The organism is Streptomyces sp. NPDC017936, from assembly GCF_044328485.1.
GTDB lineage: Bacteria > Actinomycetota > Actinomycetes > Streptomycetales > Streptomycetaceae > Streptomyces.
This window is the reverse complement of the sequence record NZ_JBIRHK010000006.1, coordinates 1-14,483: the sequence shown is the minus strand read 5'-3', so window position 1 is coordinate 14,483 and position 14,483 is coordinate 1. Positions and strand designations below refer to the sequence as shown.

At 73.3% G+C, this 14,483-nt stretch carries 13 protein-coding genes and 1 pseudogene; 9 read left to right on the top strand and 5 right to left on the bottom strand.

Annotated elements, in window-relative coordinates; translation table 11 throughout:
• Nucleotides 1-163 precede the first annotated feature (163 nt).
• Nucleotides 164-1,669, bottom strand: a complete 1,506-nt coding sequence (locus ACH4F6_RS14005; protein WP_397960366.1) for a SulP family inorganic anion transporter — start codon at nucleotides 1,667-1,669, stop codon at nucleotides 164-166.
• A gap of 429 nt (nucleotides 1,670-2,098) precedes the next feature.
• On the opposite strand from ACH4F6_RS14005, the gene ACH4F6_RS14000 reads away from it, so the two are divergent.
• From ACH4F6_RS14000 to hemC, 5 genes are all read left to right on the top strand, one after another.
• Entirely contained in the window at nucleotides 2,099-2,503 is a 405-nt protein-coding gene (locus ACH4F6_RS14000) for a MerR family transcriptional regulator (RefSeq protein ID WP_397960365.1), read from the top strand.
• A 576-nt stretch (nucleotides 2,504-3,079) separates the two neighbouring features.
• Nucleotides 3,080-3,856 carry an NPP1 family protein gene (locus ACH4F6_RS13995; protein ID WP_397960364.1) on the top strand — a complete coding sequence of 259 codons (777 nt, stop codon included), beginning with the start codon at nucleotides 3,080-3,082 and terminating at the stop codon, nucleotides 3,854-3,856.
• A 102-nt stretch (nucleotides 3,857-3,958) separates the two neighbouring features.
• Nucleotides 3,959-4,975 (top strand): questin oxidase family protein, encoded by a 1,017-nt coding sequence (locus ACH4F6_RS13990; RefSeq protein WP_397960363.1) that lies wholly within the window; start codon nucleotides 3,959-3,961, stop codon nucleotides 4,973-4,975.
• Between the two features lie 245 nt (nucleotides 4,976-5,220).
• Nucleotides 5,221-5,577: a hypothetical protein gene (locus ACH4F6_RS13985; RefSeq protein WP_397960362.1), complete on the top strand. Its 357-nt coding sequence runs from the start codon at nucleotides 5,221-5,223 to the stop codon at nucleotides 5,575-5,577.
• A 198-nt stretch (nucleotides 5,578-5,775) separates the two neighbouring features.
• Entirely contained in the window at nucleotides 5,776-6,711 is a 936-nt protein-coding gene (gene hemC, locus ACH4F6_RS13980; protein ID WP_397960360.1) for a hydroxymethylbilane synthase, read from the top strand.
• Between the two features lie 99 nt (nucleotides 6,712-6,810).
• On the opposite strand, the gene ACH4F6_RS13975 is transcribed toward hemC, so the two are convergent.
• Nucleotides 6,811-7,332: a hypothetical protein gene (locus ACH4F6_RS13975; RefSeq protein ID WP_397960359.1), complete on the bottom strand. Its 522-nt coding sequence runs from the start codon at nucleotides 7,330-7,332 to the stop codon at nucleotides 6,811-6,813.
• Between the two features lie 539 nt (nucleotides 7,333-7,871).
• Between ACH4F6_RS13975 and ACH4F6_RS13970 the strand changes: the two genes are divergently transcribed.
• Complete coding sequence (locus tag ACH4F6_RS13970; protein WP_397960358.1) at nucleotides 7,872-8,663, top strand: SigB/SigF/SigG family RNA polymerase sigma factor; 792 nt, start codon at nucleotides 7,872-7,874, stop codon at nucleotides 8,661-8,663.
• 36 nt (nucleotides 8,664-8,699) lie between these two features.
• Here ACH4F6_RS13970 and ACH4F6_RS13965 read toward each other — a convergent pair.
• A pseudogene (locus ACH4F6_RS13965) lies at nucleotides 8,700-9,025 on the bottom strand (ANTAR domain-containing protein); the annotation flags it as partial.
• Nucleotides 9,026-9,130: 105 nt separating this feature from the next.
• Between ACH4F6_RS13965 and ACH4F6_RS13960 the strand changes: the two are divergent.
• Nucleotides 9,131-9,934 (top strand): VOC family protein, encoded by an 804-nt coding sequence (locus ACH4F6_RS13960; RefSeq protein ID WP_397960357.1) that lies wholly within the window; start codon nucleotides 9,131-9,133, stop codon nucleotides 9,932-9,934.
• A 540-nt stretch (nucleotides 9,935-10,474) separates the two neighbouring features.
• Here ACH4F6_RS13960 and glgX read toward each other — a convergent pair.
• Together glgX and ACH4F6_RS13950 are read right to left on the bottom strand one after the other, a co-directional pair.
• Complete coding sequence (glgX, locus tag ACH4F6_RS13955; protein WP_397960732.1) at nucleotides 10,475-12,586, bottom strand: glycogen debranching protein GlgX; 2,112 nt, start codon at nucleotides 12,584-12,586, stop codon at nucleotides 10,475-10,477.
• Between the two features lie 32 nt (nucleotides 12,587-12,618).
• Complete coding sequence (locus tag ACH4F6_RS13950; protein WP_397960356.1) at nucleotides 12,619-13,134, bottom strand: pep a2; 516 nt, start codon at nucleotides 13,132-13,134, stop codon at nucleotides 12,619-12,621.
• Nucleotides 13,135-13,427: 293 nt separating this feature from the next.
• On the opposite strand from ACH4F6_RS13950, the gene ACH4F6_RS13945 reads away from it, so the two are divergent.
• Together ACH4F6_RS13945 and ACH4F6_RS13940 are read left to right on the top strand one after the other, a co-directional pair.
• Entirely contained in the window at nucleotides 13,428-13,724 is a 297-nt protein-coding gene (locus tag ACH4F6_RS13945; RefSeq protein WP_397960355.1) for a DUF5133 domain-containing protein, read from the top strand.
• Between the two features lie 97 nt (nucleotides 13,725-13,821).
• On the top strand, nucleotides 13,822-14,483 hold a 662-nt coding region (locus ACH4F6_RS13940), incomplete at its 3' end, for a maltotransferase domain-containing protein (protein ID WP_397960354.1).

Sequence of the window (14,483 nt, the reverse complement as noted above, 5' to 3'; positions counted from 1 at the left end):
GTCTCATTGCCTGACTCAATCAAGTCACCGGGCCGCCGGACCCGGACGACGAGGAACGGGCGGGCGCCGCCGCGCCCCGGCGCGGGCCGCGGCGGACAGGCGCTCGGCGAGCAGCCCGCGCACCCGCCGTTCGGCGGCGTCGCGGACCGGCTCGCGCCTTCGGTCAGTGGCCGGCCGACAGTTCACCGCTGAGCTTGCCGTGCAGGTGGGCGCTGGCTTCGTTCAGGCCGGTGATCTCCACGGTCTTCCCGCGCCGGGCGTACCTCGTCCCGATCGCGTCCAGGGCCGCGACCGAGGAGGCGTCCCAGACGTGGGCGGCGGACAGGTCGATCACGACCCTCTCGGGGTCGCCGGCGTAGTCGAACCGGCCGACGAGATCGTTGGAGGAGGCGAAGAACAGCTCGCCGGTGACCCGGTAGACGACGGTGTCGCCGTCGGGGTCGGTGACGGCGGTGACCTCGGCGAGGTGGGCGACCCGCCTGGCGAAGACGACCATCGCGGTGACGGAGCCGACGACCACGCCGATGGCGAGGTTGTGCGTCGCGACCACGACCACGACGGTGACGACCATGACGGTGATCTCCCCGGCCGGCATCCGCCGGAGCGTCTTCGGGGCGACGGAGTGCCAGTCGAAGGTCGCGAACGACACCATGACCATCACGGCGACCAGCGCGGCCATGGGGATGTCGGAGACGACCGGGCCGAAGACGATGCACAGCACCATCAGGAAGGCGCCGGCCAGGAAGGTCGACAGGCGGGTGCGGGCCCCGGACACCTTCACGTTGATCATCGTCTGGCCGATCATGGCGCAGCCGCCCATGCCGCCGAAGAAGCCGGTGACGATGTTGGCGATGCCCTGGCCGACGGACTCGCGGGTCTTGGAGGAGCGGGTGTCGGTGATGTCGTCGACCAGCTTCGCGGTCATCAGCGACTCCATCAGGCCGACCAGCGCCATCGCGAACGCGTACGGGGCGATCGTCGTGAGGGTGTCCAGGGTGAACGGCACGTCCGGCAGGCCCGGCGTCGGCAGCGAGGAGGGCAGTGTGCCCTTGTCGCCGACCGTGGGCACGGCGATGCCGGCCGCCACCGTGACGACGGTGAGGATCACGATCGACACCAGCGGGGCCGGGACGACGGCGGTGACCCTCGGGAAGAGCACCATCAGCGCCAGACCGGCGGCGATCAGCGGGTAGACCGGCCAGGGCACGTCGGTCATCTCGGGCACCTGGGCCATGAAGATGAGGACGGCCAGGGAGTTGACGAAGCCCACCATCACCGAGCGCGGGACGAACCGCATCAGCTTCGCGACCCCGAGCAGGCCCAGGACCACCTGGAAGACGCCGGCCAGGATGACCGCGGCGACGAGGTGGCCGAAGCCGTGCTCGCGGTTCAGCGGCGCGATCACGAGGGCGACGGCGCCGGTGGCGGCGGAGATCATCGCCCGGCGGCCGCCGACGACGGCGATCGTGACGGCCATCGTGAAGGAGGCGAACAGGCCGATCGCCGGATCGACCCCGGCGATGACGGAGAAGGAGATCGCCTCGGGGATCAGGGCGAGCGCGACCACCAGGCCGGCCAGCACCTCGGTGCGCCAGACCTTCGGGTCGTTCAGCCAGTCGGGCTTCGGGCCGCGCAGCCGGGCGGCGGGGGACCGTACGGAAAAGGACAAGGGAGCAGTCACCTGTCGTGTTCGGGCACGCCCCTGGAGCAGGACGGAGGCGTGCGGAAGAAGACGCGGAAGGCCGGGCCGACGTCCCGCGATCGGCCCGCGCGGGGGCCGGAGGTCTCAGGACCGGGCCGGGGGACGCGAACGGCGTCCGGGGCTCCGGCCGGGGCGAGGGGTCACGGCGGACAGGCGGCGGCGCGGGGCGCCACGAACTCGCGCACGCGTCTCTCCCGCGGGGCTCGGACTTCTTCGCCGGGGGCGGCATCGGCTCCGGCACGGCAGCGGCCGGGCCTCGGGGCCCGCACCGCACGCGGGGAAAGGGCCGCACCGACCCGACCCTCACCACCGACAACCCTACCCTAACGTTAGAGTAGGGATCGGCGGGCGGGAGGCACGCGGTCCGCCGCTCACGGAAAGGGCCGGATCGGGGACGTGGACGGCAAGCACATGCAGATCGGCGAGGTCGCGGCGCGCACCGAGCTGTCGCTGCGCACCATCCGGCACTACGAGGAGACCGGCCTCGTCGTCCCCTCGGCCCGCTCCCGGGGCGGCTTCCGCCTCTACACCGAGGACGACGTCGCCCGCCTGATGGTCATCCGCCGCATGAAGCCGCTCGGCTTCACCCTCGAAGAGATGCGCGAGCTGCTGGAGGCCACCGACCGCCTCGACTCCGGCGAGCCGCTGCCGCCCGCGGAGCGCGAGGAACTCGTGGAGCGGGTGCGCGGGTTCGAGCAGGCCGCGCAGCGGCGGGTGGACGACCTGCGTGTCCAGCTGGCCCGGGCGCAGGAGTTCGCCGCCACGCTGCGCGCGCGGCTCACGTCGGCGCCCACCCGCTGATCCCGCCACCGCCCGCCGGCCGGCCGTCGCGCCGCGTGCGGCCACGGCGCCCTGATCGGCGCCGCCGGGCGGAAGCGGTGGAAGCCGGACACGCGCCCGCCCGCCGTTCCGGCGGAGCCGCACCCCGCCGGTTCGGCGTCTTCGGCCACGTCGGCGACCGGGCGCTCCTCCGTTCGGGGAGAACGCCCGGACGGCGCGCGTGGCGCGCCGCGGCTCCGCCGGCCTCCCGCCCGCGGCCCTGCCGCTGACCTCCCCCGCGCTCGCCGCCTCCGGCACCCCGCCGTCCGCGGCGCGGGACGCGCGCCGAACTCGCGGCGCCGCTGCGGGTCGCGGCGACCGGCGCGCGCCCCTTCGGCCCGGTCCCGGTGGCGGGCGCGCACCGGCCTCACGCCCGAGGAGCCGACGTCCGGCATCCCGGACCATCTCGACCGACGTACCGTCACCTCCCAAGTTTTGGCTTGTACTTCACCACGGATACGCCTGCGGACTCTTGGCGCGGAAGCGAAAACCGGGGAAGCTGAACCGCCTTTTCCCCCACAGCCGTTGGGCTGCGCCCGCAACCAAGAGGAGGACGCAGTGTCGTCACCGAAGTTCCAGGCACACCGCCGGAGATGGCTCACCGGGCTCGCCGGGGCCGCCGCGCTCGTCGTCGCCTTCCCCACGGCCGCCTTCGCCGCTCCGCCCCAGGCGCTGCCGGCCAACGCCGAGGCCGCCGAGAGGACGTTCCAGCCCGCGTTCGACTACGACACGGACGGCTGCTACCCCACCCCCGCCATCGGCCCCGACGGCGCCGTCAACGGCGGTCTGAACCCGACGGGCGCCCTCAACGGCAACTGCCGCGACGCCTCGGACCTGGACAACACCAACAGCTACTCGCGCTACAAGTGCAACAACGGCTGGTGCGCGTACCTCTACGGCCTCTACTTCGAGAAGGACCAGGCCCTGTCGGGCAGCAGCATCGGCGGGCACCGCCACGACTGGGAGCACGTCGTGGTCTGGGTGCAGAACAGCCAGGTGAAGTACGTCTCGACGTCCAACCACGGCTCGTTCACCGTCACCGCGGCGTCCGGCGTCCGCTTCGACGGCACGCACGCGAAGGTCGTGTACCACAAGGACGGCATCAGCACCCACTGCTTCCGGCTCGCCAACTCCAACGACGAACCCCCGGAGAACCACAAGGGCACCTGGCAGTACCCGCCGCTGGTCGGCTGGAACGGCTACCCGGCCGGCCTGCGCGACAAGCTGAGCTCCTACGACTTCGGCAGCGCCAACTTCGGCCTGAAGGACGCCGGCTTCGCCAACCACCTGGCCTCGGCGAAGCCGTCCGGGATCACCTTCGACCCCACCGCGTGAGCCGGCGTCCGGGGTCGGTCCCGGGGCGTAGGACCCGCGCCGTGCGCGGGTTCGGCCCCGGGACCGATCCCGGTCCCCCGCCCGGACCCTAGTGTCCGGTACATGACCACGAACGAGATCGACGGACCGCTCGACGAGGCCTTCGAACGGCTCCACGCGTGCGGGCCGGAACGGCTGGGACGCCTGTCCAACCACGCCCCGATGGTGGTCGAGTCCCTGGCCGCGCGCGGCCGGGCCGACGCCGTGCACCGCTGGCTGGACCTCTACCGGGACCGGTTGGAGGAGTTCCCCGGTCCGGTGGCGCCGGTCACGGACGCCGACTGGCGGGAAGCGCTGGGCGACGTCCGCCGCGCGGCCGACTGGGTCGCCTTCTTCACCCGCGCCCTCGCCGAGCGCCCCTGGCGCGACGTCCTCGCCGCTTGGTGGCCCCGCCTGCTGCCGGGCCTGTACGGCGCCGCCACGCACCCGGTGATCCGCGTCGGCCACGCGGTGCGCGCCCTGCGGGCCGAGGAGAACGCGCCCCGGCTCGCCGAACTCGCCCACGCCCTCGGCTACTGGGCCGCCCGGCACCGCCCCGTCTCCGGTGTCACCGCGCTGCCCGGCGCGGCCACGGCGGCCGCCTCCCTGGACGCCGTCCCGGTGGTGCGCACGCCGAGCCCGGGGTTCCCGGACCGGCTGGCGGCCGTCCGGTCCCTGCCCGCCTGGGCCGCGGACGTGACCGACCCCGACACCGCCCGCGCCCGCCTCACCGAGCTGGTCCGCGCCGCGACCCACCGCTACGCCACCCACGGCCACGGCGAGGAGACCATGCTGGTGCACGCGGCGACGGCCCCCAACGCCGTGCTGCGCGCCCTGGACGCGCTCCCCCGCGCGCTGTGGGCCCCGAGCCTGCACGCGGCCTGGACGGCGTCCGCGGCGGTCACCGCGATGTACGCCCCGGCGCAGCCGGTCGACTGCGCGCCGTCCGGCCGCCCGACCGCCGAGGAGGTCCTCGAACGCGCCCTCGCCCACGGCGACGAACACGTCATCAAGCTGACCGACACGGCCCTGGACGTCGGGGACGAACGGGCGCTGGCGGCGGCGCTGCGCGCGGTCGAACTCAGCCGGCCCCTGGCGTGAGGGCCGGCCCACGCCGATGACGGCCGGACCGCCGAAGTCGCCGGGCGCGGCGGTCCCGCCGTCCAGGCACGCTGCATCACGCGCCGGCCGCGAGCACCCGTGCCACGAACGGCGGCGTGGCCGTCGGCGCCGCGGGGCGCCGACGGCGCGTCCGTGGCGCCCGCACCGGCCGCACGCCGGGGACGGCGACGCCCCGGAGCGGCGCGTGCACCCGCTCCCGGGATCCGTACGCCTAACCTCGCCCCATGGCCCCTGAAGATCAGCAGCGCGAGATCGTCCTCCGGCTCATCGGCTACCTCACCGCAGCCGTCGAATGGGGCCGCACGGACGCGGACACCGGCGACGGCCAGGCGGAAGCGGTCGGCGTACTCCTCAACGAAGTCATGCCGAAGGTGACCGTCCCGGCGGACATGCCCCCGGAGGAGATCGGTGCGACCGTCAGCCGGGAACTCGCCGACTTCATGGCCCGCTTCGTCACAGGCGTCGGCTACATCTTCACGGAGCTCGCCGACGTCCACGACGCCGGCCGCAGCGACATCTCGACGGTTGATCTTCTGCGAACGCTGGCGCTGCGCATGCAGGGCGGCCCGGAAGAGGAGTGAACCGGCGTCCTGCTCACCTGACGGAAAGTCACCGCTATTGTCCGGCACAGCAGTTGAGGACGCGTGGGACCGCCGGGCGGGCGGCGGGGGCACACCCGCCGGGGGCGCCCGGACCGGCCCGCTGCGCGTGCCCGGGCGACAGCGCGCTTCTGCCCGAGCGTCGAACGGTGACCCGCCCGAGGGTCTATCGTGTCCCGCATGTCCGTTCCGGAACTGATCCGTATCGTCTCCCGTGACTCCCCCATGGCCCTGGCCCAGGTGGAGCGTGTCCGCGCGGAGTTGTCCCTTCTGCACCCCGGCGTGCGCACCGAGGTCGTCCCCGTGAAGACGACCGGCGACAAGTGGATGGGGGACCTGTCCGAGGTCGAGGGGAAGGGGGCGTTCACCAAGGAGGTGGACGCCGCGCTGCTGGCCGGCGAGGCGGATCTCGCGGTGCACTGCGTGAAGGACGTCCCGGCGGACCGGCCGCTGCCCGCGGGCACGGTGTTCGCCGCGTTCCTGAAGCGGGACGACATCCGGGACGCGCTCGTGCACCCCGGCGGGCTCACCCTCGACGAACTCCCGGAGGGGACGCGCATCGGCACGTCCTCGGTGCGCCGGATCGCCCAACTGGCCGCCACCCACCCGCACCTGGAGTGCGTGCCGTTCCGCGGCAACGCCAACCGGCGGCTGGAGAAGCTGGCGGCGGGCGAGGCGGACGCGCTGCTGCTGGCGGTCTCCGGTCTGGAGCGCATCGACCGGCGGGACGTGATCAGCGAGGTGCTGTCGCCGGAGACGATGATGCCGCCGATCGGCGCGGGCGTCCTCGCCCTGCAGTGCCGCGAGGACGACGCCGACCTGATCGACGCGGTCAGCGGGCTCGGCGACCCCTCCACGCACCGGGAGGCGGCGGCGGAGCGCATGTTCCTGCACGTGCTCCAGGGACACTGCAACAGCCCGATCGCCGGCTTCGCGCGCGTGGACCGCAGCGGCGAGCTGTCCCTGCGGGCCTGCGTGTTCACCCCGGACGGCAAGGTCCGGCTCAACGCCCACGAGTGGGCGGGCCGCCTGGACCCGGCCACGCTCGGCACGTCGGTGGCGGTCGCGCTGCTGCGTCAGGGCGCCCGCGAGATCATCGACGGCATCCCCCACTGAGACCGGCGCCACCGGGACGGACCGACCCCGGGACGGAAGACCGCCCCCGGGACGGGAGGGACGGGGAACACGGGGCCGCAGGCCGCCGGGCGCCCTGCGTCAGGCGGTGCCTTCCTCGGCCTGGTCGCGCAGGAAGTTGCTCACCTGGCGCGCCAGGCTCTCCCGCACGGGGCCGGCCGGCGCGTCGGCCGTTCCCTCGTGCAGGCGGACGCCGCCCACCCACATCCGGCGCCCCGCCCACTCGTCGTCGACGCGCAACTGGACCTGCACGTCCACCTGGGCGAGCGCGGCCTCCGGCCCGGCGGCGTACAGGACGGCGGTGGCGCGGCGCAGCGGGTAGACGTCGAAGCCCTCGATGAACTGCGAGTTGCGCCAGTCGAGGAACGCGCTCTCCCCGTCGGGCCCGATCCGCACGTCGATCTGCCCGTCCTCCAGATGGACGCCGAAGCCGCGCTCCCCGCGGTTCTCCACGGTCACCCGCAGGCGGAAGTACGTCAGCCCCTCGGCCGCCTCGTCACGCCCGCGGGGCGGCTCGGCCCGTTCCAAGCGGTGGACGCGGACCCTCAGACCGGCACGCTCGTCGTACTCCTGCCAGTCCCCGACCACGTTCGGCTCGTACACACTCCACCTCTCGACTTGCTACGGGCTGCTTCCTATCCGTGGGCTCAGCGCACTGTCAAATGAGCGGAATGCGCTGTGGCCAGGTGATTCACCCGTTTTGATCGTTGATCAAGCCGTGCGCAGGCACGATCCGCCCGACAGCCTCGCACGAGCGACCCGCGGGCGTGCCGCACATCACGTCCCGGCACCCCGTTCCGGGGAAGACCAGCGGGCCAGCCGGCCCAGTGACGGAGAGGCGGCGGCGCCCTCGTCCGCGCGGCGGGACCACCTCCACCCCGGGAGGCGAACCGGCCGGGCGGACGTCAGGGGAGGCGGCCGACGCGGTACACCGAGGAAACCCGTGAGAAACTGGACGAAAATTACATTATCGTTTTGAAAGGCCCCACAAAGGGGCATCTGCACCGATGTGCTTCGGACAGGAGGCACGTCCGTGGGATCCCGTCGAACGGGCCGGTCCCGGGTGTTCTCCGTCAAGGTCCGAGCGCGCGTCCCACGGTGTCCGTCCATCCACCGGCACCCTCCTGAGGGAGGCGCGCGTGATGCGTTCCACCGTCAGAACCAAGCAGCACCCCCATGACGACGCCCCTGACACCGCCGAGTCCTTCATCCGGCTCGCCCAGCTGCCGGACGGCCCCGAGCGCCGGGCGCTCAGGGACGAGCTGGTCCGGCTCTGGCTGCCCATGGCCGAGCGGATCGCCGTCCGCTTCCGGGGACGCGGCGAGGCCCTCGAGGACCTCTACCAGGTGGCGGCCCTGGGACTCGTCAAGGCCGTCGACCACTACGACACCGATCGCGGCCGGGCCTTCGAGGCGTACGCGGTGCCGACCATCACCGGCGAGATCAAGCGGCACTTCCGTGACCACATGTGGACGCTGCACGTGCCGCGCCGGGTGCAGGACCTGCGCAACCGCGTACGGCACGCCGCCAAGGAGCTGTCCCAGACCACCCCCGGACGGCCTCCCACGGTCGCGGAGATCGCGGAGCAGGCGCACTTGACCGAGGACGAGGTGCGCACCGGGATGGAGGCGCTGGAGTGCTTCTCCGCGCTGTCGCTGGAGGCCGAGATGCCCGGCACCGACGGCTACGCCCTGGAGGACGCCCTGGGCGACGCCGACCCCGCCTACGACACGGTGGTGGACCGGGTGGCGGTCACGCCCAGCCTGCGGGCCCTGCCGGAACGCGAGCGGACCATCCTCTACCTGCGCTTCTTCGGCGGGATGACCCAGAGCAGCATCGCCGAGCAGCTGGGCATCTCGCAGATGCACGTCTCACGACTGCTGAGCGGCTGCTTCGCCCGGTTGCGCGAGGAGGTCGCGCCCGAGGCGAACTGAGGGCCCGGGCGCGTCTCGGCCGGCACACCGGTCCGGCGGAGGCGCGTCCGGGATCCGTGTGGGGCCGTGGCGGTCGGCGACGTCCTCGAGTTCCGCACGGACGGCCTCGGGCACGTCCCCGCCGCACCCCGGACCAGGATGGTCTCCGCGACGTGGCGCAGCTTGACGTCCGTGTGCTGGGAGACCTCCCGCAGCACTCTCCCTCCCTCGTCCGGCGTCGTCCGCCCCAGGGCGACGATCACACCGATCGCCTGGTCGACCACGGCGTGGGAGGCGACGGCCTCCTTGAGCTGGTCGACCTCTCGCTCGAGCTCGAAGATCCGGTTCGTTTCGCCGCGGGACGCGCGCGGTACTCGTGGCACTCCTCCATCGCGCCACCGGGTCCCTCGGCAGGCGCCGTGGACGGTTCCGGCCGGACACTGGGGGAAGACCCCCGGCGGCGCCGACAGAGCAGGAACGCGAGTGCCATGAACGATCACCTGACATCTTCCCGCGGTGCGAAGGAGGTCCTCTCCACGCACTCCGTGTTCGGCGCACCCTGCTGGGTGAGCCTGACCAGCCGTGACCTGGAGGCCACCCAGGACTTCTACGCGGCCGTCCTGGGCTGGCAGTGGCGCAGGGGGAGGCTCGGGGAGCACTTCCGGACCGCGCTCGTCGACAACGTTCCCGTGGCCGGGGTCGCCGCCGTCGCCTCGATGTGGCAGATGGCGGTCGCCTGGACCCCCTACTTCGCGGTGCCCAGCGCCGACGTGGCCGCGTCCCGCGCCCGGGAGCGCGGCGGCACGGTCGCCGTGGGACCGCTCTCCCTGCCGCCCGGCCGGGCGGCCCTGCTGGCCGACCGGGACGGCGCGACCTTCGGCGTCTGGGAGGGGCCGCTGAACAGCAACTGGGAGGCCTGGCGGCAGGCGGCCCCCACGTTCATCCGGCTGCACACCCGGGACGCCTTCGACTCCGCGATCTTCTACGGCGAGATCCTCGAGTGGGCCACGGGCCGGCCCGGCTGCTGCCAGGTCGACTACGAGGGCGGCGAGGTGGTGCTGCGCAGCCGGGGCGACATCGTGGCCCGGATCGAGTCGGGCGCGCTGGAGGCGGCACCCGACCCGACGATCCGGCCCCACTGGCAGGTCCACTTCGCCGTGGCGGACGTGGCGGCGTGCGCGCGCGCCGCGGAGCGGCACGGCGGCAGCGTGCTGGGCAAGGCGGCCGACGAAGCCGTGCTGCGGGACCCCGACGGCGCCCAGTTCACGGTGACCTCCTACCAGGAACGCTGACGGCTCCCGCGCGCGGGGCGCCGAACCCCGCGCACGGGGACGGACGCCGGCATCCCCGCGCGCACGCCGGTGCTCCCGCGCGGGACGCGCCGAGCCCCTCGCCGGAAGGCTCCGGGCCCCCTGCCCGGGACCCCGCGACCCGGCACCGCCCGCACAGCGCACGACGACCACCACGAGGCACGCAGGCACGCAGGCACGCAGGCACGCAGGGATTACGCCGGTACACACCTCTCCCCCCGCCGCGACACGCCGACACCCCGCCCAAGGCACCGGGCCCTTTTCCCCCGCGGCCCCGAAACCCCGGCGGCCACCCCGAGTCACCCGCCCGGCACGCCGCCGACGTCGACGCCCTGTCCGGGACGCACGGCCTCCCGTCCGCCGTTCCCGCCACGCTCCCCACCGCATCGCGCCAGGCCCTTCAGCCGGCACGCCGGACTCCCCCGTCGCGACGCCGGCGCCTCCCCGGGCACGTCGGCACCCGTGCCCGGCCCACCGGGCACGGGCCGCGCGGGGGACGCCGAGCCCCCGCGCGGACCCGCGCTACTTCGTGCGTCGCGGAGGGCGGGACAGCGCGACCAGGCTGCGGGCCTCGACCGTCACGCGGGCGCCTGCCTTGTACTCGGTCTCGTCCGGCCCGCCGTCGGCCTCCACTGTGTCGACGCACACCGTCCAGCGCTCCCCGTACGCGGCGCCGGGCAGCCGGAAGACGACGGGCTCCCAGCAGCTGTTCAGCAGCAGCAGGAAGGAGTCGTCGACGACGGGCCGGCCCTTGGGGTCCGGCTCGGCGATGGCGTCGCCGTTGAGGAAGACGCCGACGCAGTGCGCGTCGGAGCGCTGCCAGTCCCGGTCGGTCATCTCGCGCGCGTCCGGCAGCAGCCACACCAGGTCGGGCAGCGGCTGACCGGCGTGCGTGACGGTCTCGCCCCGGAAGAAGCGGCGCCGGCGCAGGACCGGATGGGCGGCGCGCAGGGCGACGAGGTGCCGGGTGAAGTCGATCAGGTCGCGCTGCTCCCCGGTGAGCCGCCAGTCGATCCAGGAGACCTCGTTGTCCTGGCAGTAGGCGTTGTTGTTGCCGCGCTGGGTGCGGCCCAGCTCGTCGCCGTGGCAGATCATCGGGATGCCCTGCGACAGCAGCAGCGTGGCGAGGAAATTGCGCTGCTGGCGGGCCCGCAGCGTGCGGACGTCCGGGTCGTCGGTCTCCCCCTCCACCCCGCAGTTCCAGGACCGGTTGTGGCTCTCGCCGTCCCGGTCGCCCTCGCCGTTGGCCTGGTTGTGCTTGTCGTTGTACGAGACGAGGTCGCGCAGGGTGAACCCGTCGTGCGCGGTCACGAAGTTGACGCTGGCGCGCGGCTGGCGCCTGTTGTGCGCGTACAGGTCGGCGGAGCCGGTCAGCCGGGAGGCGAACTCGGCGAGCGAGCCGGGTTCGGCCCGCCAGAAGTCCCGTACGGCGTCGCGGTAGCGGCCGTTCCACTCCGACCACAGCGGCGGGAAGTTGCCCACGTGGTAGCCGCCCTCGCCGACGTCCCACGGCTCGGCGATGAGCTTGACGCGGCTGATCACGGGGTCCTGCTGGATCAGGTCGAAGAACGCCGACAGCCGCGACACCTCGTGGAACTGCCGGGCCAGGGTGGCGGCGAGGTCGAAGCGGAAGCCGTCGACGTGCATCTCGGTCACCCAGTACCGCAGCGAGTCCATGATCAGCTGGAGGACGTAGGGGTGCCGCATCAGCAGGCTGTTGCCGGTGCCGGTGGTGTCGTAGTAGTGCGCCCAGTCGCCGTCCACCAGGCGGTAGTACGACGCGTTGTCGATGCCGCGGAAGGACAGGGTGGGGCCCTTCTCGTTCCCCTCGGCGGTGTGGTTGTAGACCACGTCGAGGATCACTTCGAGCCCGGCCGCGTGCAGTGCCTTCACCATCGCCTTGAACTCGGCGACCTGCCGCCCCCGGGTGCCGTCGGCGGCGTAGGCGTTGTGCGGGGCGAAGAAGCCGATGGTGTTGTAGCCCCAGTAGTTGGACAGGCCCCGGTCCTTCAGGATGCCGTCCTGCGCGTACTGGTGGACCGGCATCAGCTCGATCGCGGTCACGCCCAGCGAGGTGAGGTGCTCGGTGACGGCGGGGTGGGCGAGGCCCGCGTAGGTGCCGCGCAGCTCGGGCGGGACGTCCGGATGGGTACGGGTCAGGCCGCGCACATGGGCCTCGTAGATCACCGTGTCGGCGTACGGGCGCCTCGGCGACCGGTCGTCGCCCCAGTCGAAGGCCGGGTCGGTGACCACGCCGAGCAGGGTGTGCCCGGCGCTGTCCTTCGGGTCGGGACGGTCGCCCGCGCGTTCGAAGAGGGAGGCGTGGTTGTCGATCTGCCCGTCCACGGCCCGCGCGTACGGGTCGAGGAGCAGCTTCGCCGGGTTGCAGCGGTGCCCGGAGGACGGGTCCCACGGCCCGTGCACCCGGTAGCCGTAGCGCTGCCCCGGGCCGACGCCGGGCAGGTAGGCGTGCCGGACGAAGCCGTCGGCCTCGCTGAGCGTCACCCCGCGGCTGCCGCCGTCGTCGTCGACGAGGACGAGGTCGACACGCTCGGCGACCTCGCTGAACAGGGCGAAGTTGGTGCCTTCGCCGTCGAAGTCGGCACCCAACGGGTAGGGGCGCCCGCTCCACACGGGCACCCCTGCGCTCCGGTCTCGCCGTGAGGTCACCGGGCGCCCTCCAGGGCGCCGTCCGGCTCGTCGGCCGGGACGGCGGCCAGGGCCGCCACCGGCAGCGCGCGCGGCACCTGGAGGCCCTCGCGCAGGCTCGGCTCCGGTGCGGTCGGCACCAGCGGGACGCGCTCGCCGGCGCGGGCGCGCTGCGAGAACCAGATGACCGTGCTGCCGGTGACGGTGGCACAGCAGCCCCAGCCGTCGCTCGTCGCGGCGATGTGCTCCAGGCAGGAGCGCAGGTCCTGGTCCGGGCGCAGGTCCCGGTCGTCGCCCCCGACGGCGGTGATGAGGTGCTGGCCGTTCCACCACATCTCGATCGACGTGTGCTTGTCCCTGGCGTGCTGGTCGATGGCCTGCAGCAGCATCTCGGCGCCGCCGCAGACGGGATCGACGAGGACCTCCAGGTCCCAGTACCGGAGGTGCGCGGCCAGGATGCGCCTGACCTGTCCGACCCGTTCCGGACTCACGTCCACGTCGAGGTGGTAATAGCAGGGCACTGCGGTCTTCATCGTCGTTGCTCCTCACCGGCGAGGCTCCCGCTCCTTGGCGGTCCGCGGACCGCGCCCCGAGCACGAAGCGTGAGCGACGATCGCTCCTGAGTCACAACCACAGTGCGGCCGCTACGCCATTCGTGCAACACGAGCACACCACTATCAAGATCCAACAGGACGTTGGGTGGTGGGCCGTGCACCATAAGTGAAGGCCGCGGGAGGTTTGACGGTTCAGCACCTCTGCTCACAGGGCCGACCCGCCTCGTCGCGGGGCGACGTACCTCTCGAACTCCCGGAAGGTGAACAGCGCCATGCTGCTGCCAGCGAAGACCGAAGTAGCCAGACGCCTGCGCAGTTACCGCGTCTGGGAACGCGCGATGCTCGCGAGCCCGGGCGACCGCGCGGTGCGCGCCACCTTCGAGAACTGCGGTTACACCCTCTGCGTGCTGATGGGCAAGCGTTGCGCCCGGGAGGCCGCGGACGCCGCCGAGCAGTATCTGCGCGCAGGCGCGGACGCCCGGCCTTCACGAGGCCGGCGCAAGCGGAGGAGCGGCGTCTCCCGGGTCGGGGGCGCGCGGCCCGTACCACGGGTGGCCGCGGAGCGTTGACAGGGAGCACGCCCGCGCGTGAGCGCGGTCCGGCTTCCGGCGACGGGCGGCGAAGGCCCCTTTCAGTTCACGTGTTTCGGTACAGCGGAGGTGCAGCGTGAGGTCCACGAAGGCGATCGGCCGTATCCCGGTACGGGACGTCCAGCCGCTGGTGGAGTGCGGCAGGCGACCGGCCAAGTCGGTGGTCGGCGAGACGTTCCGGGTCGCCGCGACCGTCTTCCGCGAGGGCCATGACGCCGTCGGCGCGAACGTGGTCCTCAGGGGCCCGGACGGCCGCCGTGGACCGTGGACGCCGATGCGTGAACTCGCCCCGGGCACCGACCGCTGGGGCGCCGACGTGACGCTCGACGAGGCGGGCCTGTGGACGTACGCGGTGGAGGCCTGGAGCGACCCCGTCACCACCTGGCGCCGGCACGCGGAGATCAAGATCCCGGCGGGGATCGACACGGGTCTGGTCCTGGAGGAGGGCGCCCGGCTCCACGAGCGCGCCGCCGCCCGTGTGCCGCGCGGCCCGGAACGGGTGCTCGTGCGGGAGGCGGCCAGGAAGCTGCTCGACGACTCGCTGCCGGTGTCCGAGCGGTACGCGGCCGCGCTGGCGCCGGAGGTGGACGAGGTCCTCGCCCGCCATCCGTTCCGCGAGTTCGTCACCGCGAGCGCCCCCGCCCCCCTGCTGGTGGAGCGGGAGCGGGCCCTGTTCGGTTCGTGGTACGAGTTCTTCCCGCGGTCGGAGGGCACGCCCGAGCGTCCGCACGGCACGTT